This is a genomic window from Citrobacter freundii complex sp. CFNIH2, from assembly GCF_002880615.1.
Classification (GTDB): Bacteria; Pseudomonadota; Gammaproteobacteria; order Enterobacterales; family Enterobacteriaceae; genus Citrobacter_A; species Citrobacter_A amalonaticus_F.
The window spans coordinates 353,088-373,244 of the sequence record NZ_CP025757.1; the positions used below are offsets into that span (position 1 = coordinate 353,088).

At 54.5% G+C, this 20,157-nt stretch carries 16 protein-coding genes; 14 read left to right on the forward strand and 2 right to left on the reverse strand.

What is annotated here, in order from left to right; translation table 11 throughout:
* The first annotated feature begins 5 nt into the window (after positions 1–5).
* Entirely contained in the window at positions 6–1,838 is a 1,833-nt protein-coding gene (locus WM46_RS01740; RefSeq protein ID WP_061074809.1) for an SLC13 family permease, read from the forward strand.
* Between the two features lie 46 nt (positions 1,839–1,884).
* On the opposite strand, the gene yfbR is transcribed toward WM46_RS01740, so the two are convergent.
* Both yfbR and alaA read right to left on the reverse strand, forming a co-directional pair.
* Positions 1,885–2,484 (reverse strand): 5'-deoxynucleotidase, encoded by a 600-nt coding sequence (gene yfbR / locus WM46_RS01745; RefSeq protein ID WP_061074808.1) that lies wholly within the window; start codon positions 2,482–2,484, stop codon positions 1,885–1,887.
* Between the two features lie 243 nt (positions 2,485–2,727).
* The gene (alaA, locus tag WM46_RS01750) at positions 2,728–3,945 is read right to left on the reverse strand and encodes an alanine transaminase AlaA (protein WP_061074807.1); all 1,218 of its coding nucleotides are present in this window, start codon (positions 3,943–3,945) and stop codon (positions 2,728–2,730) included.
* A 929-nt stretch (positions 3,946–4,874) separates the two neighbouring features.
* Here alaA and lrhA point away from each other — a divergent pair.
* From lrhA to nuoM, 13 genes are all read left to right on the forward strand, one after another.
* Positions 4,875–5,813 carry a transcriptional regulator LrhA gene (gene lrhA / locus WM46_RS01755; RefSeq protein ID WP_061074806.1) on the forward strand — a complete coding sequence of 313 codons (939 nt, stop codon included), beginning with the start codon at positions 4,875–4,877 and terminating at the stop codon, positions 5,811–5,813.
* Positions 5,814–6,443: 630 nt separating this feature from the next.
* On the forward strand, positions 6,444–6,887 hold the full coding sequence (gene nuoA, locus WM46_RS01760; RefSeq protein ID WP_042317806.1) for an NADH-quinone oxidoreductase subunit NuoA: 444 nt from the start codon (positions 6,444–6,446) through the stop codon (positions 6,885–6,887).
* A 15-nt stretch (positions 6,888–6,902) separates the two neighbouring features.
* On the forward strand, positions 6,903–7,565 hold the full coding sequence (nuoB, locus tag WM46_RS01765; RefSeq protein ID WP_003028075.1) for an NADH-quinone oxidoreductase subunit NuoB: 663 nt from the start codon (positions 6,903–6,905) through the stop codon (positions 7,563–7,565).
* Positions 7,566–7,654: 89 nt separating this feature from the next.
* Complete coding sequence (gene nuoC, locus WM46_RS01770) at positions 7,655–9,457, forward strand: NADH-quinone oxidoreductase subunit C/D (RefSeq protein ID WP_102601260.1); 1,803 nt, start codon at positions 7,655–7,657, stop codon at positions 9,455–9,457.
* Between the two features lie 2 nt (positions 9,458–9,459).
* Positions 9,460–9,960, forward strand: a complete 501-nt coding sequence (gene nuoE, locus WM46_RS01775) for an NADH-quinone oxidoreductase subunit NuoE (RefSeq protein ID WP_042317807.1) — start codon at positions 9,460–9,462, stop codon at positions 9,958–9,960.
* A complete protein-coding gene (nuoF, locus tag WM46_RS01780) occupies positions 9,957–11,294 on the forward strand; it encodes an NADH-quinone oxidoreductase subunit NuoF (protein ID WP_042317808.1) in 1,338 nt (445 codons plus the stop codon). The genes nuoE and nuoF overlap by 4 nt, the downstream gene beginning before the upstream one ends.
* Positions 11,295–11,377: 83 nt before the next feature.
* A complete protein-coding gene (gene nuoG, locus WM46_RS01785; protein WP_102603756.1) occupies positions 11,378–14,104 on the forward strand; it encodes an NADH-quinone oxidoreductase subunit NuoG in 2,727 nt (908 codons plus the stop codon).
* Complete coding sequence (nuoH, locus tag WM46_RS01790; RefSeq protein WP_061074804.1) at positions 14,101–15,078, forward strand: NADH-quinone oxidoreductase subunit NuoH; 978 nt, start codon at positions 14,101–14,103, stop codon at positions 15,076–15,078. Before nuoG ends, nuoH begins: the two co-directional genes overlap by 4 nt.
* A gap of 14 nt (positions 15,079–15,092) precedes the next feature.
* A complete protein-coding gene (gene nuoI / locus WM46_RS01795) occupies positions 15,093–15,635 on the forward strand; it encodes an NADH-quinone oxidoreductase subunit NuoI (protein ID WP_005129470.1) in 543 nt (180 codons plus the stop codon).
* 11 nt (positions 15,636–15,646) lie between these two features.
* Positions 15,647–16,201 carry an NADH-quinone oxidoreductase subunit J gene (gene nuoJ, locus WM46_RS01800; protein WP_042317811.1) on the forward strand — a complete coding sequence of 185 codons (555 nt, stop codon included), beginning with the start codon at positions 15,647–15,649 and terminating at the stop codon, positions 16,199–16,201.
* Complete coding sequence (gene nuoK, locus WM46_RS01805; RefSeq protein WP_000612644.1) at positions 16,198–16,500, forward strand: NADH-quinone oxidoreductase subunit NuoK; 303 nt, start codon at positions 16,198–16,200, stop codon at positions 16,498–16,500. The genes nuoJ and nuoK overlap by 4 nt, the downstream gene beginning before the upstream one ends.
* Entirely contained in the window at positions 16,497–18,338 is a 1,842-nt protein-coding gene (gene nuoL, locus WM46_RS01810) for an NADH-quinone oxidoreductase subunit L (protein WP_061074803.1), read from the forward strand. The genes nuoK and nuoL overlap by 4 nt, the downstream gene beginning before the upstream one ends.
* Before the next feature lie 289 nt (positions 18,339–18,627).
* The gene (gene nuoM, locus WM46_RS01815) at positions 18,628–20,157 is read left to right on the forward strand and encodes an NADH-quinone oxidoreductase subunit M (RefSeq protein ID WP_043000021.1); all 1,530 of its coding nucleotides are present in this window, start codon (positions 18,628–18,630) and stop codon (positions 20,155–20,157) included.

Consider the following 20,157-nt stretch of genomic DNA (forward strand, 5'->3'; position numbering starts at 1 on the left):
AGGTTGTGAACGGTGAATTGATCTGGGTTCTCTCGCTGTTGGCGATTGCCGTTATTTTGTTTGCGACGGGCAGAGTGCGTATGGACGCGGTAGCTCTGTTGGTCATTGTAGCCTTTGTTCTGAGTGGAACATTGAGTATCACCGAAGCCTTCTCTGGTTTCAGCGACCCTAACGTGGTGTTGATCGCCGCGCTGTTTATCATCGGCGACGGGCTGGTGCGCACCGGCGTAGCGACCGTCATGGGCACCTGGCTGGTGAAAATGGCGGGCAGTAGTGAAATCAAAATGCTGGTCCTGCTGATGTTGACCGTTGCCGGGTTGGGCGCGTTTATGAGTTCAACCGGCGTCGTTGCCATCTTTATCCCCGTGGTACTCAGCGTCTCGATGCGTATGCAAACGTCGCCGTCGCGCCTGATGATGCCGCTCAGTTTCGCCGGGCTTATCAGCGGCATGATGACGCTGGTGGCCACCCCGCCAAACCTGGTCGTTAACAGTGAATTGTTGCGCGAAGGCCACGCCGGTTTCAGTTTCTTCAGCGTCACGCCTATTGGCCTGGTCGTGCTGGTGCTGGGCATTATTTATATGTTGCTGATGCGTTTTATGCTCAAAGGGGACGATCCGCAACAACAGCGTGATGGCTGGAAACGCCGCACCTTTCGCGATCTGATCAAAGAATATCGCCTGACCGGGCGGGCGCGTCGACTGGCGATTCGTCCGGGGTCACCGATGATCGGTCAACGCCTCGACGATCTCAAACTGCGTGAGCGCTATGGCGCCAACGTGATCGGCGTCGAACGCTGGCGGCGTTTTCGGCGAGTGATCGTCAACGTGAATGGGGTTTCGGAGTTTCGCGCCCGTGACGTCTTGTTGATTGATATGTCCGCCGCCGATGTCGATCTTCGTGAATTTTGTAGCGAGCAATTGCTGGAGCCAATGGTGCTGCGTGGGGAGTATTTCTCTGACCAGGCGCTGGATGTGGGAATGGCGGAAATCTCGCTGATCCCGGAATCGGAGTTGATTGGCAAGTCGGTGCGGGAAATTGGTTTTCGTACCCGCTATGGGCTGAACGTGGTCGGTCTGAAACGTGACGGCGTGGCGATCGAAGGTTCGCTTGCCGATGAGCCGCTGCTGATGGGCGATATCATCCTGGTCGTCGGTAACTGGAAACTGATCGGTATGCTGGCGAAGCAGGGGCGAGATTTTGTCGCGCTGAACCTGCCGGAAGAGGTGAGCGAGGCTTCCCCGGCGCACAGCCAGGCCCCGCACGCGATTTTCTGTCTGGTGCTGATGGTCGCGCTGATGCTGACTGACGAAATTCCTAATCCCATCGCGGCGATTATTGCCTGTCTGCTGATGGGGAAATTTCGCTGCATTGACGCCGAAAGCGCCTACAAAGCCATTCACTGGCCAAGCATCATTTTGATCGTCGGCATGATGCCCTTTGCACTGGCGCTGCAAAAAACCGGCGGCGTGGATCTGGTGGTGAAAGGACTAATGGATGTGGGAGGCGGTTATGGCCCGTACATGATGCTGGGCTGTCTGTTTGTGCTGTGCGCGACCATTGGCCTGTTTATCTCAAATACCGCGACGGCGGTATTAATGGCACCTATTGCGTTGGCGGCGGCGAAGTCGATGGGCGTCTCTCCCTATCCGTTTGCGATGGTGATCGCGATGGCGGCGTCGGCGGCCTTTATGACGCCGGTTTCATCACCGGTCAACACGCTGGTGTTAGGGCCAGGGAATTACAGCTTTAGCGACTTTATTAAGCTGGGTGTACCGTTCACCATCATCGTTATGGTGGTATGCGTGGTGATGATCCCGATGTTGTTTCCGTTTTAATGTTGTGTCGCATTGCCGGATGCGCTGGCGCGCATCCGGCAAACCGTTACAGCGGAGAGTCCTGGCTAATTTCATCGAGAGACAGGTGGAAACTGGGGACGAAGACTTCCATAAAGTAATCCATCTCCGGGCTGCGGCGTGACTCCAGCGTTCTTTCCAGTCGCGTCTTTGCCAGCAGGAATTCATTATTTCCTGCCGACAACTCTTCCAGACACTTCAGATACGCACACAGCGCATCGGCCTGTTTCACAATTGACTTTTCTTCTTCGCTATACGCATGTTCATCAATCAGCGGCGCAAAAATATCCCGCAGCTCATCGGGCACCATATCGACCAGTTTCTGCTGAGCGATTTTCTCAATAGCCTTATATTCCTGGGCGATTTGCGAATTGAAATATTTCACCGGCGTGGGCAGATCTCCGGTCAGCACTTCTGAGGCATCGTGATACATCGCCAACAGCGCAATGCGTTCGGCATTAACCTGACCGGCAAACTTGCGGTTTTTGATCGCCGCCAGCGCGTGAGCCACCATCGCGACCTGGAGACTGTGCTCAGAGACGTTTTCTGTGCGCACATTGCGCATTAAAGGCCAGCGGTTAATGAGTTTGAGGCGGGAGAGGTGGGCAAAAAAATGGCTCTGCTTCATAGTGACCTTTTCATGATGACAACCTGGAGGTCATTGTGCGCAGAGAAGGCCGCTGGATGCAAATACTCGTCTCATCCATGAGACTCACCCTTTCGGGCCGTCGCTCCGCGACGTTCAAATCTGTTCCTGACAGATTTGTCATTCACCCCAGTCACTTACGTGTGTAAGCTACCGGGGATTCACTGCGTCGCCGCCTGCCTGCGACGCGAATTATGTAGAGTATTCTGGCAGTTGATTTTTGGGTTAAAGCTGGTGATATCCCGACAGGAAGCGTTCAAATTTGCTCAGCGACATTTCTATGTCGTCGATGCGGGGCAGGGTGACGATGCGCACGTGATCCGGCCACGGCCAGTTAAATGCCGTACCCTGAACCAGCAGGACTTTTTCCTGTAACAGAAAATCGAGCACCATTTTCTGGTCGTCATGAATATTGAAGCGTTTAGCGTCAATTTTCGGGAACATATACAGCGCGCCGCGCGGCTTCACGCAGGAGACGCCCGGAATATCGTTGATCAATTCCCAGGCGCGATTGCGCTGCTCATACAGGCGACCGCCGGGCATGATGAATTCACTGATACTCTGGTAACCGCCCAGCGCCGTCTGAATAGCGTGCTGTGCTGGCACGTTGGCGCAAAGACGCATCGATGCCAGCATCTCCAGCCCTTCGATATAACCTTTCGCATGCTTTTTCGGCCCGTTGAGAACCATCCAGCCCTGACGGAATCCGGCCACGCGATAGGTTTTGGACAGACCGTTAAAGGTTACGGTCAGTAGATCCGGTGCCATCGCGGCGATGGAATGGTGCTCGGCGTCGTCATACAGGATCTTATCGTAGATCTCGTCGGCAAAAATAATGAGGTCATTCTGCCGCGCGATCTCAACGATCTCCATCAACAGCTCTTTGGAATAAACCGCGCCGGTCGGGTTGTTCGGGTTAATGATAACGATCCCACGGGTGCGCGGCGTGATTTTTGCGCGGATGTCATCAAGGTCCGGGAACCAGTCGGATGACTCATCGCACAGGTAATGCACCGCATTGCCGCCGGAGAGCGCGACCGCCGCCGTCCACAACGGATAATCCGGCGCGGGCACCAGCATTTCGTCCCCACTGTTCAGTAATGCCTGCATCGCCTGCACAATCAACTCTGAAACGCCATTGCCGATGTAGATATCTTCGACGGTGACGTCACGCATGCCACGCGCCTGATAGTGCTGCATGATGGCTTTACGTGCGGAATAGAGGCCTTTGGAATCGGAATAACCCTGCGCAGTCGGCAGATTACGGATGACATCCACCAGAATTTCATCGGGGGCGTCAAAGCCAAAAGGGGCGGGGTTACCAATGTTCAGTTTCAGAACCTTATTGCCTTCTTCTTCAAGGCGCTTCGCTTCCTTCAGAACAGGACCACGGATGTCATAACAGACGTTATCTAATTTGCTGGATTTCTCAATGGGGGACATGAACCTTGACCTTTATGCTGTTATCACCACTTCCTGCCGTGGAAGTCAGTTTGGAACAATGTACTCCCCCGGCGGGGCGTTTTGAAGGCTTTGCAGAAGAAGATTTTGCTGAATGGTGACATGCTATTGTGTTGTTATTGACTGGTTTTTTCTTATTTTGTAGATATAAAAGCAGATTATGTTAATTTTTACAGCATGATATTTTGATTTTACCACTCACTGGCGGCCGATTCTCTTGCTTGTAAAAAGGTTCTGCGCTCGTGAAATTTCGGGGAAAATTCTTACGTCATTTAATAATTCGTAAATACTGAAAGATTAATCGCTGGCCGTGTTATCGGGATGTACGGGAACCCTGGCGGTGTAAATCTAATGTTAAGCAGGATTTATGAATGACCAGGAATCTCATTAATTATTATTTAATAATTAAAAAGGCTTTACGCAAGGCGCGAATAATAGCTAGTTGATTTGAGAAACATAACAAAACTTTGCATCAGATCATTCGCATTAAAGCTTATAAATAAAAAGGTTTTAGGTTAAGATACGCATGATGAAATGACATGTGGTCGCATGATTTGTTAATATCCCGGTTGGGTCTTTGTGGCTAACTTACTGCCATGTATGCTTATTTCTCGTTGATGTATGCCCGGTTCCATTCTTTACATTTACACTTTTTACATCCAGACAATGGCAGAAATCTGCATACGCTTTAATAGGTCAGCCCGTTCTTAACGAAATAACCTGAGAGGTCGCGTAAGGTATTATTACGTAAGAAAGAGGGTAGCATTTCGTCAGTCACATGATATACCTATTTACTTTCACCTGCTGTCCGCGGGTGACTCTGCTAAGGAAGCGCATTACAAACGGAATTGCTTGATTTTGTATGCACAGCATTAACAAGCTCAGTATGAGCCGCCAGTAAGTGAAAAATTATGATAAATGCAAATCGTCCGATAATTAACCTCGACCTCGATCTGCTGAGAACATTTGTTGCTGTTGCCGATCTGAACACATTTGCAGCTGCGGCTGCAGCGGTGTGTCGTACTCAGTCTGCGGTGAGCCAACAGATGCAGCGCCTTGAGCAGCTCGTGGGGAAAGAACTCTTCGCTCGTCACGGTCGTAACAAACTGTTGACTGAACACGGCATTCAACTGCTGGGTTACGCCAGAAAAATTTTACGTTTCAATGATGAGGCTTGCTCATCATTGATGTTCAGCAATCTTCAGGGAGTATTAACTATTGGGGCTTCTGATGAATCCGCCGATACGATACTGCCTTTCCTTCTGAATCGCATTAGCTCGGTTTATCCGAAGCTTGCGCTGGATGTCAGGGTGAAGCGAAATGCTTTCATGCTCGACATGCTGAAATCGCAAGAGGTGGATCTGATTGTCACCACCAACCGTCCCGGGGCGTTTGAGAGCCTGACGCTGCGTACCTCGCCGACACACTGGTACTGTGCCGCAGAGTATGTGCTGCAAAAGGGCGAACCGGTTCCGCTGGTGCTGTTGGATGATCCCAGTCCGTTCCGCGATGTGGTCCTTGCCACCCTGAATGCGGCGAACATCCCGTGGCGACTGGCCTATGTAGCGTCAACACTGCCAGCCGTGCGCGCGGCGGTGAAGGCCGGTCTCGGCGTGACGGCGCGCCCGGTAGAAATGATGAGTCCGGATCTGCGCGTGCTGGGAGCGGTTGATGGATTGCCGCCGTTGCCGGACACCGAATACCTGCTGTGCCGTGACCCGGCATCGAAGAACGATCTGGCGCAGGTTATCTATCAGGCGATGGATACCTGGCAGAATCCGTGGCAGTACAGCCCCATTACCCCAGAAGGGGGAGATGATTCTGTGCTGGTCCAGGGAGACTATGAGTAACGGGTCACAAAAAAAAACATTAAAAATGGCAAGTGTAAAAAAGAGCCACTGGAGATTAAAAAACATCCAGTGGTTCTTTTTTTGTACTAATATCCTTAACGGACAGGAGGGAAAAGGTAAAAATCCTCATAAATCAGCGAGTAGACGTTGCAATTAAAAAACGCGTAAAAAATAAGCGAAATTTGCAACGCAACGCTCTCATGTTAAAAAACGCGAGAAATTGTTGCTGTTTTTTGAGGTGGATTAACAAAAGCGTGTCACAGATCAAGAAAATACTCCCTTTTAGGGGAAGGCTTTTGGATCAATTCCTGTCAAAATAGGCGCGTTTTTTCCTACTTACTTCACAACGGACACGATTCAACAACATCCACATTTAGCCTGTGAATCGATCGACACAGTGCTAAAGCGCATTAAATGTTAAGGGTGTTGTTATCATGTAAATTAATGTGAGGAAACTTTTGTTAAAGTTGACAAAAGGTTATAGAAAGGAGTAAAAAACCCCATCAATTGGCTGTCTAAAACATTTTCTGCAGCGATTGTAAGGTTTTTTTTATTCCTCCCCATGAATCGATGTGGCGTTCATCTGCCGAAAAGAGCAGAGAATTTGGCGCTACTTTTGATGAGTAAGCAATGAGTATGTCAACATCCACTGAAGTCATCGCTCATCACTGGGCATTCGCTATCTTTCTTATTGTTGCCATTGGCCTGTGCTGCCTGATGCTTATCGGCGGTTGGTTTTTAGGCGGTCGCGCACGCGCGAGGTCAAAAAACACCCCGTTTGAATCAGGTATCGACTCGGTCGGCACCGCCCGCTTACGCCTGTCTGCCAAGTTTTATCTGGTAGCCATGTTCTTCGTTATCTTCGACGTTGAAGCGCTGTATCTGTTCGCATGGTCGACCTCTATCCGCGAAAGTGGTTGGGTAGGCTTTGTGGAAGCTGCAATTTTTATTTTTGTGTTACTGGCAGGTCTGGTTTATCTGGTGCGTATTGGCGCGCTGGACTGGACGCCCGCGCGTTCACGCCGCGAGCGTATGAACCCGGAAACGAACAGTATCGCTAATCGTCAACGCTAACCGCGAGGCATTAAGATGGATTATACGCTCACCCGCATAGATCCTAACGGTGAGAACGACCGTTACCCCCTGCAAAAACAGGAGATCGTAACCGACCCCCTGGAACAGGAAGTTAACAAAAACGTGTTCATGGGCAAACTGCATGACATGGTTAACTGGGGTCGCAAAAACTCAATCTGGCCTTATAACTTCGGCCTTTCCTGCTGCTACGTTGAGATGGTGACCTCATTCACCGCCGTGCATGACGTGGCGCGCTTTGGCGCGGAAGTCCTGCGTGCTTCACCGCGTCAGGCTGACCTGATGGTGGTAGCGGGGACCTGCTTTACCAAAATGGCGCCGGTCATTCAGCGTCTCTACGATCAGATGCTGGAGCCGAAATGGGTGATTTCCATGGGCGCATGTGCCAACTCCGGCGGTATGTACGATATTTATTCGGTAGTGCAGGGCGTTGATAAGTTTATCCCTGTGGATGTTTACATCCCGGGTTGCCCGCCGCGTCCGGAAGCGTACATGCAGGCGTTAATGCTGTTGCAGGATTCCATTGGCAAAGAACGTCGTCCGCTCTCCTGGGTGGTTGGCGATCAGGGCGTTTATCGCGCCAACATGCAGTCAGAGCGCGAGCGTAAGCGCGGCGAACGCATTGCAGTAACGAATCTGCGTACACCAGACGAGATTTAATTTGCGCCTGTCGGCAGCAGCATTTTACTTCGCCTATCACTACATAAATCGCGCGAAGCTCTGTCGACAGTCACCACGGACCATTTGCAATGGTGAACAATATGACCGACTTAACCGCGCAAGAAGCCGCATGGCAGACCCGGGATCACCTTGATGACCCGGTCATCGGCGAACTGCGCAACCGTTTTGGGCCGGATGCCTTTACCGTTCAGGCGACTCGCACCGGGGTACCCGTTGTTTGGGTCAAGCGTGAACAATTACTGGAAGTGGGCGATTTCTTAAAGAGATTGCCGAAACCTTACGTCATGCTGTTTGACTTACACGGCATGGACGAACGTCTGCGCACACACCGCGAAGGGTTACCCGCCGCGGATTTTTCCGTTTTCTACCACCTGATTTCCATTGAACGCAATCGCGATATCATGCTCAAGGTGGCATTGTCTGAAAACGATCTGCGTGTGCCGACCTTCACCAAACTGTTCCCGAACGCCAACTGGTATGAGCGTGAAACTTGGGAAATGTTTGGTATTGATATCGAAGGTCACCCGCACCTGACGCGCCTGCTGATGCCACATACCTGGCAGGGCCATCCGCTGCGTAAAGACTACCCGGCGCGCGCCACCGAATTCGATCCGTTTGAGCTGACCAAAGCGAAGCAGGATCTGGAAATGGAAGCGCTGACCTTCAAACCGGAAGACTGGGGCATGCAGCGCGGTACTGAAAACGAGGACTTCATGTTCCTCAACCTCGGTCCGAACCACCCGTCTTCACACGGTGCATTCCGTATTGTTCTTCAGCTTGATGGCGAAGAGATTGTCGACTGTGTGCCTGATATCGGTTACCACCACCGTGGTGCTGAAAAGATGGGCGAACGTCAGTCCTGGCACAGCTACATTCCGTATACCGACCGTATCGAATACCTCGGCGGCTGCGTCAACGAGATGCCGTACGTGCTGGCAGTGGAAAAACTGGCGGGTATTACCGTACCGGATCGCGTTAACGTGATTCGCGTGATGCTCTCCGAGCTGTTCCGCATTAACAGCCATCTGCTGTATATCTCGACGTTTATTCAGGACGTCGGCGCTATGACGCCGGTCTTCTTTGCCTTTACCGACCGTCAGAAAATCTACGACATCGTAGAAGCGGTCACCGGCTACCGTATGCATCCGGCCTGGTTCCGTATTGGCGGCGTGGCGCATGACCTGCCGCGCGGCTGGGACAAACTGCTGCGTGAGTTCCTTGACTGGATGCCGAAGCGTCTGGCTTCTTACGAGAAAGCCGCACTGCAAAACACCATTCTGAAAGGGCGTTCGCAGGGCGTGGCCGCTTACGGCAAGAAAGAAGCGCTGGACTGGGGCTGCACCGGCGCGGCGCTGCGTGCGACCGGTATTGATTTCGACGTGCGTAAAGCACGCCCTTACTCTGGCTACGAAAACTTTGACTTTGAAGTGCCGGTTGGCGGCGGGGTTTCCGACTGCTACACCCGCGTAATGCTGAAAGTGGAAGAGTTGCGCCAGAGTCTGCGCATCCTTGAGCAGTGCCTCAACAACATGCCGGAAGGCCCGTTCAAAGCGGATCATCCGCTGACGACGCCGCCGCCGAAAGAGCGCACGCTGCAACATATCGAAACCCTGATCACCCACTTCCTGCAAGTGTCGTGGGGCCCGGTTATGCCGGCGAATGAGTCCTTCCAGATGGTGGAAGCGACCAAGGGTATCAACAGTTACTACCTGACCAGCGATGGCAGCACCATGAGTTATCGTACCCGTATTCGTACCCCGAGCTACGCGCATTTGCAGCAGATCCCGGTGGCAGTACGTGGCAGCCTGGTGTCCGACCTGATCGTCCATCTGGGTAGTATCGATTTTGTTATGTCAGATGTGGACCGCTAATTATGCACGAGAATCAACAACCACAAACCGAGGCTTTTGAGCTGAGTGCGGCAGAGCGTGAAGCCATTGAGCACGAGAAGCACCACTACGAAGACCCGCGTGCGGCGTCCATTGAAGCGCTGAAAATCGTTCAGAAGCAGCGTGGCTGGGTGCCGGACGGTGCGATCCATGCGATCGCCGATGTGCTGGGGATCCCGGCCAGCGATGTCGAAGGTGTCGCGACGTTCTACAGCCAGATCTTCCGCCAGCCGGTGGGCCGCCACGTGATCCGCTATTGCGACAGCGTGGTGTGCCATATCAATGGTTACCAGGGAATTCAGGCTGCGCTGGAGAAAAAGCTCAACATCAAGCCGGGGCAGACGACCTTCGACGGTCGCTTTACGCTGCTGCCGACCTGCTGCCTGGGGAACTGCGATAAAGGGCCGAACATGATGATCGATGAGGATACTCACGCTCACCTGACCCCGGAAGGCATTCCTGAACTGCTGGAGCGGTATAAATGAAAGACATTATCCGTACTCCCGAAACGCATCCGCTGACCTGGCGTCTGCGTGATGACAAACAGCCCGTGTGGCTGGATGAATACCGTAGCAAAAACGGCTACGAAGGTGCGCGTAAGGCGCTGACCGGTTTGTCTCCGGACGAGATCGTCAACCAGGTCAAAGACGCTGGCCTGAAAGGGCGCGGCGGCGCAGGCTTTTCCACCGGTCTGAAGTGGAGCCTGATGCCAAAAGACGAATCCATGAACATCCGCTACCTGCTGTGTAACGCTGATGAAATGGAGCCGGGCACCTATAAAGACCGCTTACTGATGGAACAGCTGCCGCACCTGCTGGTGGAAGGCATGCTGATCTCCGCGTTTGCGCTGAAAGCATACCGGGGCTACATCTTCCTGCGCGGTGAATACATTGAAGCCGCTGTGCATCTGCGCCGTGCGATTGCGGAAGCGACCGAAGCCGGTCTGCTCGGCAAAAACATTATGGGCACCGGTTTTGACTTCGAACTGTTTGTTCACACCGGGGCAGGGCGCTATATCTGCGGTGAAGAGACGGCGCTGATCAACTCTCTTGAAGGCCGCCGCGCTAACCCGCGCTCGAAGCCGCCGTTCCCGGCGACCTCCGGCGCGTGGGGCAAACCGACCTGCGTCAATAACGTGGAAACGCTGTGTAACGTTCCGGCGATCCTCGCCAACGGCGTGGAGTGGTACCAGAACATTTCGAAGAGCAAAGATGCTGGCACCAAGCTGATGGGCTTCTCGGGTCGCGTGAAGAATCCGGGACTGTGGGAACTGCCGTTCGGCACGACCGCGCGTGAGATCCTCGAAGACTACGCGGGCGGCATGCGCGATGGACTGAAGTTCAAAGCCTGGCAGCCCGGCGGCGCGGGAACTGACTTCCTGACCGAAGCGCACCTCGATCTGCCAATGGAATTTGAGAGCATTGGTAAAGCCGGCAGCCGTCTGGGTACGGCGCTGGCGATGGCGGTTGACCACGAGATTGGCATGGTGCCGCTGGTGCGTAACCTGGAAGAGTTCTTTGCCCGTGAATCCTGCGGATGGTGTACGCCATGTCGTGACGGCCTGCCGTGGAGCGTAAAAATTCTGCGGGCGCTGGAGCGTGGTGAAGGCCAGCCTGGGGATATCGAGACACTTGAGCAACTGTGTCGTTTCCTCGGTCCGGGTAAAACCTTCTGTGCACACGCACCGGGCGCGGTTGAGCCGCTACAGAGCGCCATTAAATATTTCCGCGAAGAATTCGAAGCTGGCATCAAGCAGTCGTTCAGCAATACCCACGCGATTGGTGGTATTCAGCCGAACCTGCTGAAAGAGCGCTGGTGATTGCAGGCCTCTGAGCCTGTATCGCGATATGAAATTCGATTAACGCTTAGTCCCTGACTAAGCCAACTGGAAGCATGCTGACTATGGCTACGATTCATGTAGACGGCAAAGAATATGAGGTCAACGGAGCGGACAACCTGCTGGAAGCTTGTCTGTCTCTCGGCCTTGATATTCCGTACTTTTGCTGGCATCCGGCGCTGGGAAGCGTTGGTGCTTGCCGCCAGTGTGCGGTGAAGCAATACCAAAACGCGGAAGACACGCGTGGTCGCCTGGTGATGTCTTGTATGACACCGGCAACCGAAGGCACGTTTATTTCGATTGACGACGAAGAAGCGAAACAGTTCCGCGAAAGCGTGGTGGAGTGGTTAATGACCAACCACCCGCACGACTGTCCGGTTTGTGAAGAGGGCGGTAACTGCCACCTTCAGGATATGACCGTGATGACCGGCCACAGTTTCCGTCGCTATCGTTTCACCAAACGTACTCACCGCAACCAGGACCTGGGGCCGTTCATCTCTCATGAAATGAACCGCTGCATCGCCTGTTATCGCTGTGTGCGTTACTACAAAGATTATGCAGACGGCCAGGATCTGGGCGTGTATGGCGCGCACGATAACGTCTATTTCGGACGTCCGGAAGACGGTACCCTGGAGAGCGAATTCTCCGGTAACCTGGTGGAAATCTGCCCAACCGGCGTATTCACCGATAAAACGCACTCCGAACGCTATAACCGTAAGTGGGACATGCAGTTTGCGCCAAGCATCTGCCAGCAGTGTTCCATTGGCTGTAACACCAGCCCGGGTGAGCGCTACGGTGAACTCCGTCGTATCGAAAACCGTTATAACGGGACCGTTAACCACTACTTCCTCTGCGACCGCGGTCGTTTTGGCTATGGTTACGTGAACCTGAAAGACCGTCCGCGTCAGCCGGTACAGCGTCGTGGCGATGATCTGATCACCCTCAATGCCGAACAGGCGATGCAGGGCGCGGCAGATATTCTGCGTCAGTCGAAGAAAGTGATTGGCATCGGCTCACCGCGTGCCAGCGTTGAGAGCAACTTCGCGTTGCGTGAACTGGTCGGGGCGGAAAACTTCTATACCGGAATTGCACAATCCGAGCAGGAACGTCTGCAACTGGCACTGAAAGTGCTGCGTGAAGGCGGTGTGCATACCCCGGCGCTGCGTGATATCGAATCTTACGATGCGGTGCTGGTGCTGGGCGAAGACATCACCCAGACCGGGGCCCGCGTTGCGCTGGCCGTGCGTCAGGCGGTGAAAGGTAAAGCACGCGAAATGGCGGCAGCCCAGAAAGTGGCTGACTGGCAGATTGCGGCAATCCTCAACATCGGTCAGCGCGCGAAGCATCCGCTGTTCGTCACCAACGTGGATAACACCCGTCTGGATGATATTGCGGCCTGGACCTACCGTGCGCCGGTTGAAGATCAGGCGCGTTTAGGCTTCGCGATTGCCCATGCGCTGGACAACAATGCGCCAGCCGTTGACGGCATCAGCAGCGATCTGCAAAACAAAATCGACGTGATCGTCCAGGCGCTGGCCGGGGCGAAAAAACCGCTGATCATTTCCGGTACGAACGCCGGTAGCGCTGAAGTGATTCAGGCGGCTGCCAACGTGGCGAAAGCGCTGAAAGGTCGTGGTGCTGACGTCGGCATCACGATGATTGCCCGTTCGGTTAACAGTATGGGCCTGGGTATTATGGGCGGCGGTTCGCTTGATGATGCGTTGACGGAACTGGAAACCGGCCGTGCAGACGCGGTGGTGGTGCTGGAAAACGATCTGCATCGTCATGCGTCGGCAACGCGCGTGAATGCTGCGCTGGCAAAAGCGCCGCTGGTGATGGTGGTTGACCATCAGCGTACGGCGATCATGGAAAACGCCCATCTGGTGCTTTCCGCCGCCAGCTTTGCCGAGAGCGACGGTACGGTCATCAACAATGAAGGCCGCGCTCAACGTTTCTTCCAGGTTTACGATCCGGCGTACTACGACAGCAACACCATTATGCTGGAAAGCTGGCGCTGGCTGCATTCGCTGCACAGCACCGTGCAGAGCCGCGAAGTAGACTGGACGCAGCTTGACCACGTGATCGACGCTGTCGTGGCTGCGATGCCTGAACTGGCCGGTATTAAAGATGCTGCGCCGGATGCCACCTTCCGCATTCGTGGACAGAAACTGGCGCGTGAGCCGCACCGTTACAGCGGTCGTACGGCGATGCGCGCGAACATCAGCGTTCACGAACCGCGTCAGCCGCAGGACAAAGACACGATGTTTGCCTTCTCAATGGAAGGGAACAACCAGCCGTCTGCGCCGCGTTCACAGATTCCATTTGCCTGGGCTCCGGGCTGGAACTCTCCACAGGCGTGGAACAAGTTCCAGGATGAAGTGGGCGGGAAACTGCGCCATGGCGATCCGGGTGTGCGTCTGATCGAAGCATCAGAGGACGGTCTGGATTACTTCACGACCGTTCCGGCGAGCTTCCAGGCGCAGGACGGACAGTGGCGTATCGCGCCGTACTACCATCTGTTTGGTAGCGATGAACTGTCTCAGCGTGCGCCGGTCTTCCAGAGCCGCATGCCGCAACCGTACATCAAACTCAACCCGGCTGATGCCGCGAAGTTGGGCGTGAATGCCGGTACCCGCGTCTCCTTTAGCTACGATGGCAACACGGTCACGCTGCCGGTTGAAATCGCCGAAGGTCTGACGGCAGGGCAGGTCGGTTTGCCGATGGGCATGCCGGGCATTGCTCCTGTTCTGGCGGGAGCGCGTCTTGAGGATCTGCAGGAGGCACAACAATGAGTTGGATAACACCGGATCTTATCGATATCCTGCTGACCATCCTCAAAGCGGTGGTGATCCTGCTGGTGGTGGTCACCTGCGGGGCGTTCATGAGCTTTGGCGAACGTCGTCTGCTGGGCCTGTTCCAGAACCGCTACGGACCGAACCGTGTCGGCTGGGGCGGTTCGCTCCAGCTGGTCGCGGACATGATCAAGATGTTCTTTAAAGAAGACTGGATCCCGAAATTCTCGGATCGCGTCATCTTTACCCTTGCGCCAATGATCGCCTTTACCTCACTGCTGCTGGCGTTTGCCATTGTGCCGGTGAGTCCGGGTTGGGTGGTTGCGGATCTGAACATCGGGATCTTGTTCTTCCTGATGATGGCGGGTCTGGCGGTGTATGCGGTGCTGTTCGCCGGTTGGTCGAGTAACAACAAATATTCGCTGTTGGGTGCGATGCGTGCCTCTGCGCAAACGCTCAGCTACGAAGTGTTCCTCGGACTTTCCCTGATGGGCGTGGTGGCGCAGGCGGGTTCATTTAACATGACCGACATCGTCAACAACCAGGCTGATATCTGGAACGTTATTCCGCAGTTCTTTGGTTTTGTCACCTTCGCTATCGCGGGCGTGGCGGTGTGTCACCGTCATCCGTTTGACCAGCCGGAAGCCGAGCAGGAACTGGCCGATGGTTACCACATTGAATACTCCGGGATGAAATTCGGTCTGTTCTTTGTGGGGGAATACATCGGTATCGTCACCATTTCTGCGCTGATGGTTACCCTGTTCTTCGGTGGCTGGCATGGCCCGTTCTTACCACCATTCATCTGGTTCGCGCTGAAAACCGCGTTCTTCATGATGATGTTCATTTTGATTCGTGCGTCGTTACCGCGTCCTCGTTATGACCAGGTAATGTCCTTCGGCTGGAAGATCTGCCTGCCGCTGACGCTCATCAACTTGCTGGTAACGGCGGCTGTCATTCTCTGGCAGGCGCAATAAGGGGCACAAAGACCATGACCTTAAAAGAATTGTTAGTAGGCTTCGGCACCCAGGTACGCAGTATCTGGATGATAGGCCTGCATGCGTTCGCGAAACGCGAAACGCAGATGTACCCGGAAGAGCCGGTCTATCTACCGCCCCGTTTTCGTGGTCGCATTGTTCTGACGCGCGACCCGGACGGCGAGGAACGCTGCGTTGCCTGTAACCTGTGTGCGGTAGCGTGTCCGGTAGGCTGTATCTCTCTGCAAAAAGCAGAGACCAAAGACGGTCGCTGGTATCCGGAGTTTTTCCGCATTAACTTCTCACGCTGCATTTTCTGCGGTCTGTGCGAAGAAGCCTGTCCGACAACCGCGATTCAGCTTACGCCAGATTTCGAACTGGGTGAGTACAAGCGCCAGGATCTGGTTTACGAGAAAGAGGATCTGCTGATCTCCGGTCCGGGTAAATATCCGGAATATAACTTCTACCGGATGGCAGGTATGGCAATCGACGGCAAAGATAAGGGCGAAGCAGAGAACGAAGCCAAGCCTATCGACGTCAAGAGCCTGTTACCGTAAGGAGAGGGGCAATGGAGTTCGCTTTTTATATCTGTGGCCTGATCGCCATTCTCGCAACCTTGCGGGTGATCACCCATACCAATCCGGTGCACGCGCTGCTGTACCTGATTATTTCGCTGCTGGCGATTTCTGGGGTGTTCTTCTCGTTGGGCGCTTACTTCGCGGGTGCGCTGGAAATTATCGTTTACGCGGGCGCCATTATGGTGCTGTTCGTGTTTGTGGTGATGATGCTCAACCTGGGCGGTTCTGAAATCGAACAGGAACGGCAGTGGCTGAAGCCGCAGGTGTGGATTGGCCCGGCAATTCTGTCGGCCATCATGCTGGTGGTGATTGTTTACGCCATTCTGGGTGTTAACGATCAGGGTATCGACGGCACGCCAATCAGCGCGAAAGCGGTAGGTATTACCCTGTTCGGGCCTTACGTACTGGCGGTTGAACTGGCATCCATGCTGCTGCTGGCAGGTCTGGTTGTTGCCTTCCACGTTGGACGCGAAGAGCGTTCGGGTGAAGTGCTGAGCAACCGTAAAGACGACAGCGCGAAAAGAAAAACGGAGGAGCACGCATGATCCCCTTACAACATGGACTGATCCTCGCTGCGATTTTATTCGTTCTGGGTTTAACCGGTCTGGTTATCCGCCGCAATCTGCTGTTTATGCTGATTGGTCTGGAAATCATGATCAACGCTTCCGCGCTGGCCTTTGTGGTCGCCGGTAGCTACTGGGGCCAGACCGATGGTCAGGTGATGTATATTCTCGCCATCAGCCTTGCGGCTGCCGAAGCGAGTATTGGACTTGCGCTGTTGCTGCAACTTCATCGCCGTCGCCAGAACCTGAACATTGATTCAGTAAGTGAGATGCGTGGATGAACATGCTTGCCTTAACCATCATTCTGCCATTGATTGGCTTTGTCCTGCTGGCGTTCTCTCGCGGACGCTGGTCAGAAAATCTCTCCGCAACCGTGGGCGTAGGCTCCATTGGTCTGGCGGCGCTGGTCACTGCCTTTGTCGGTATGGACTTCTTCGCCAACGGCAAGCAGGCGTTCAGCCAGCCGCTGTGGACGTGGATGTCTGTCGGTGACTTCAACATTGGTTTCAACCTGGTACTGGACGGCCTGTCGCTGACCATGCTGTCGGTCGTCACCGGTGTCGGCTTCCTGATCCACATGTTCGCGTCCTGGTATATGCGCGGCGAAGAGGGCTACTCCCGCTTCTTCGCTTACACCAACCTGTTTATCGCCAGCATGGTTGTTCTGGTGCTGTCCGATAACCTGCTGTTGATGTACCTCGGCTGGGAAGGCGTGGGCCTCTGCTCTTATCTGCTGATCGGCTTCTACTACACCGATCCGAAGAATGGCGCTGCGGCGATGAAAGCGTTTGTCGTGACCCGTGTGGGTGACGTGTTCCTCGCGTTCGCACTGTTCATTCTGTACAACGAGCTGGGCACCCTGAACTTCCGTGAAATGGTTGAACTGGCGCCAGCACACTTCGCCGCAGGCAACAATATGTTGACGTGGGCGACGCTGATGTTGCTGGGTGGTGCGGTCGGTAAATCGGCACAGCTGCCGTTGCAGACATGGCTGGCTGACGCGATGGCGGGCCCGACGCCTGTCTCCGCGCTGATCCACGCCGCAACGATGGTTACCGCCGGTGTCTACCTGATCGCCCGTACGCATGGCCTGTTCCTGATGACCCCGGAAATTCTTCATCTGGTCGGTATCGTGGGTGCGGTGACGCTGGTGATGGCAGGTTTTGCCGCACTGGTGCAAACCGACATCAAACGCGTACTCGCCTATTCCACCATGAGCCAGATCGGCTACATGTTCCTGGCACTGGGCGTTCAGGCTTGGGATGCGGCGATTTTCCACCTGATGACGCACGCCTTCTTTAAAGCGCTGCTGTTCCTGGCATCCGGCTCTGTCATTCTGGCCTGCCATCACGAACAGAACATCTTCAAGATGGGCGGTCTGCGTAAGTCCATTCCGCTGGTTTATCTCTGCTTCCTGGTGGGCGGTGCGGCGCTGTCGGCGCTGCCGTTGATTACCGCAGGCTTCTTCAGTAAGGATGAGATTCTGGCAGGCGCGATGGCAAATGGTCATATCAATCTGATGGTGGCAGGTCTGGTCGGTGCGTTCATGACCTCCCTGTATACCTTCCGTATGATTTTCATCGTGTTCCACGGTAAAGAACAAATTCATGCTCATGCAGGGAAGGGGATTACTCACCACCTGCCGTTGATTGTCCTGATGATCCTGTCCACCTTCGTAGGCGCGCTGATTGTGCCGCCGCTGCAGGGGGTACTGCCACAGACAACTGAACTTGAGCATGGCCGCGTGATGACCCTGGAAATAACTTCTGGCGTGGTAGCGATTGCGGGCATCCTGATTGCCGCATGGCTGTGGCTGGGTAAACGTACGCTTGTGACCTCGATTGCCAACAGTGCACCGGGCCGTCTGCTGGGGACCTGGTGGTATAACGCCTGGGGCTTCGACTGGCTGTACGACAAAGTGTTTGTTAAGCCGTTCCTTGGCGTCGCCTGGCTGCTTAAACGCGATCCGCTCAATGCCCTGATGAACGTGCCGGCAATCCTTTCCCGCTTCGCAGGTAAAGGCCTGCTGTTCAGCGAGAACGGTTATCTGCGCTGGTATGTCGCGTCAATGAGCATCGGTGCGGTTGTCGTGCTGGCACTGCTGATGGTACTGCGTTGAGTTTGCGGGTCGGGATTGTGCCCGGTGGCACTGCGCTTACCGGGCCTACGAGGCCGTAGGTCGGGTAAGCGTTAGCGCCACTCGACACAACAAACCCAAAAATAATTTTTAGAATTCGTTGAAAATCTGTTCCTGATGTACAGGCGTCATCGGCAAAGTCAAACCGGAGACCGCCAGCGCAGAGCAACCGGAGCGTACTGAAGTACGTGAGGATTGCGAGCACTGCCGGGATTTGGGTTGACGAGTGAGATAGCCTGAGCAGGAGTAAATATAAGGGACATACTTAGCTATGTTATTACCCTGGTTGATACTAATCCCCTTTATCGGTGGCTTCCTGTGCTGGCAGACCGAACGCTTTGGCGTGAAGGTGCCGCGCTGGATCGCGCTGATCACCATGGGGCTGACGCTCGCGCTTGGCCTGCAACTGTGGCTACAGGGCGGTTATTCGCTGACGCAGTCTGCTGGCATTCCGCAGTGGCAATCTGAATTTGTCCTGCCGTGGATCCCACGCTTTGGCATCTCGATTCACCTGGCCATCGACGGCTTGTCGCTGCTGATGGTGGTGCTGACCGGTCTGCTTGGCGTTCTGGCGGTGTTGTGTTCCTGGCGAGAAATCGAAAAATACCAGGGCTTCTTCCACCTGAACCTGATGTGGATCCTGGGCGGCGTGATCGGCGTGTTCCTTGCCATCGACATGTTCCTGTTCTTCTTCTTCTGGGAAATGATGCTGGTGCCGATGTACTTCCTGATCGCGCTGTGGGGCCACAAGGCGTCCGACGGTAAAACGCGTATCACGGCGGCAACCAAGTTCTTCATTTACACCCAGGCGAGCGGTCTGGTGATGCTGATTGCCATCCTGGCGCTGGTGTTCGTTCACCACAATGCGACCGGCGTGTGGACCTTCAACTATGAAGACCTGCTGAAAACCCCGATGTCTCACGGCGTCGAATATCTGCTGATGCTGGGCTTCTTCATCGCGTTTGCGGTGAAAATGCCGGTGGTTCCGCTGCACGGCTGGCTGCCGGATGCGCACTCCCAGGCACCAACCGCAGGTTCCGTTGACCTCGCCGGTATTTTGCTGAAAACCGCCGCTTACGGTCTGCTGCGTTTCTCCCTGCCGCTGTTCCCGAACGCGTCAGCGGAGTTCGCGCCTATCGCGATGTGGCTGGGCGTCATCGGTATCTTCTACGGTGCATGGATGGCGTTCACGCAGTACGACATTAAACGTCTGATCGCCTACACCTCGGTTTCACACATGGGCTTCGTGCTGATTGCCATCTACACCGGCAGCCAGCTGGCGTACCAGGGGGCGGTGATTCAGATGATCGCGCACGGCCTGTCCGCTGCGGGTCTGTTCATCCTGTGTGGTCAGCTGTACGAACGACTGCATACTCGCGACATGCGCATGATGGGCGGTCTGTGGGGCAAGATGAAATGGCTGCCAGCACTGTCCATGTTCTTCGCGGTGGCGACGCTGGGTATGCCAGGCACCGGTAACTTCGTTGGCGAATTTATGATCCTGTTCGGCAGCTACCAGGTGGTTCCGGTTATCACCGTGATTTCGACCTTTGGTCTGGTGTTTGCCTCTGTTTACTCGCTGGCGATGCTGCATCGCGCTTACTTCGGTAAAGCGAAGAGCCAGATTGCACAACAAGAACTGCCAGGGATGTCGCTGCGTGAGCTGTTTATCATCCTGTTGCTGGTTGTGCTTCTGGTACTGCTTGGCTTCTATCCGCAGCCGATTCTGGATACCTCGCATTCTGCGATGAGCAACATCCAGCAGTGGTTTGTTAATTCCGTTACTACTACAAGGCCGTAA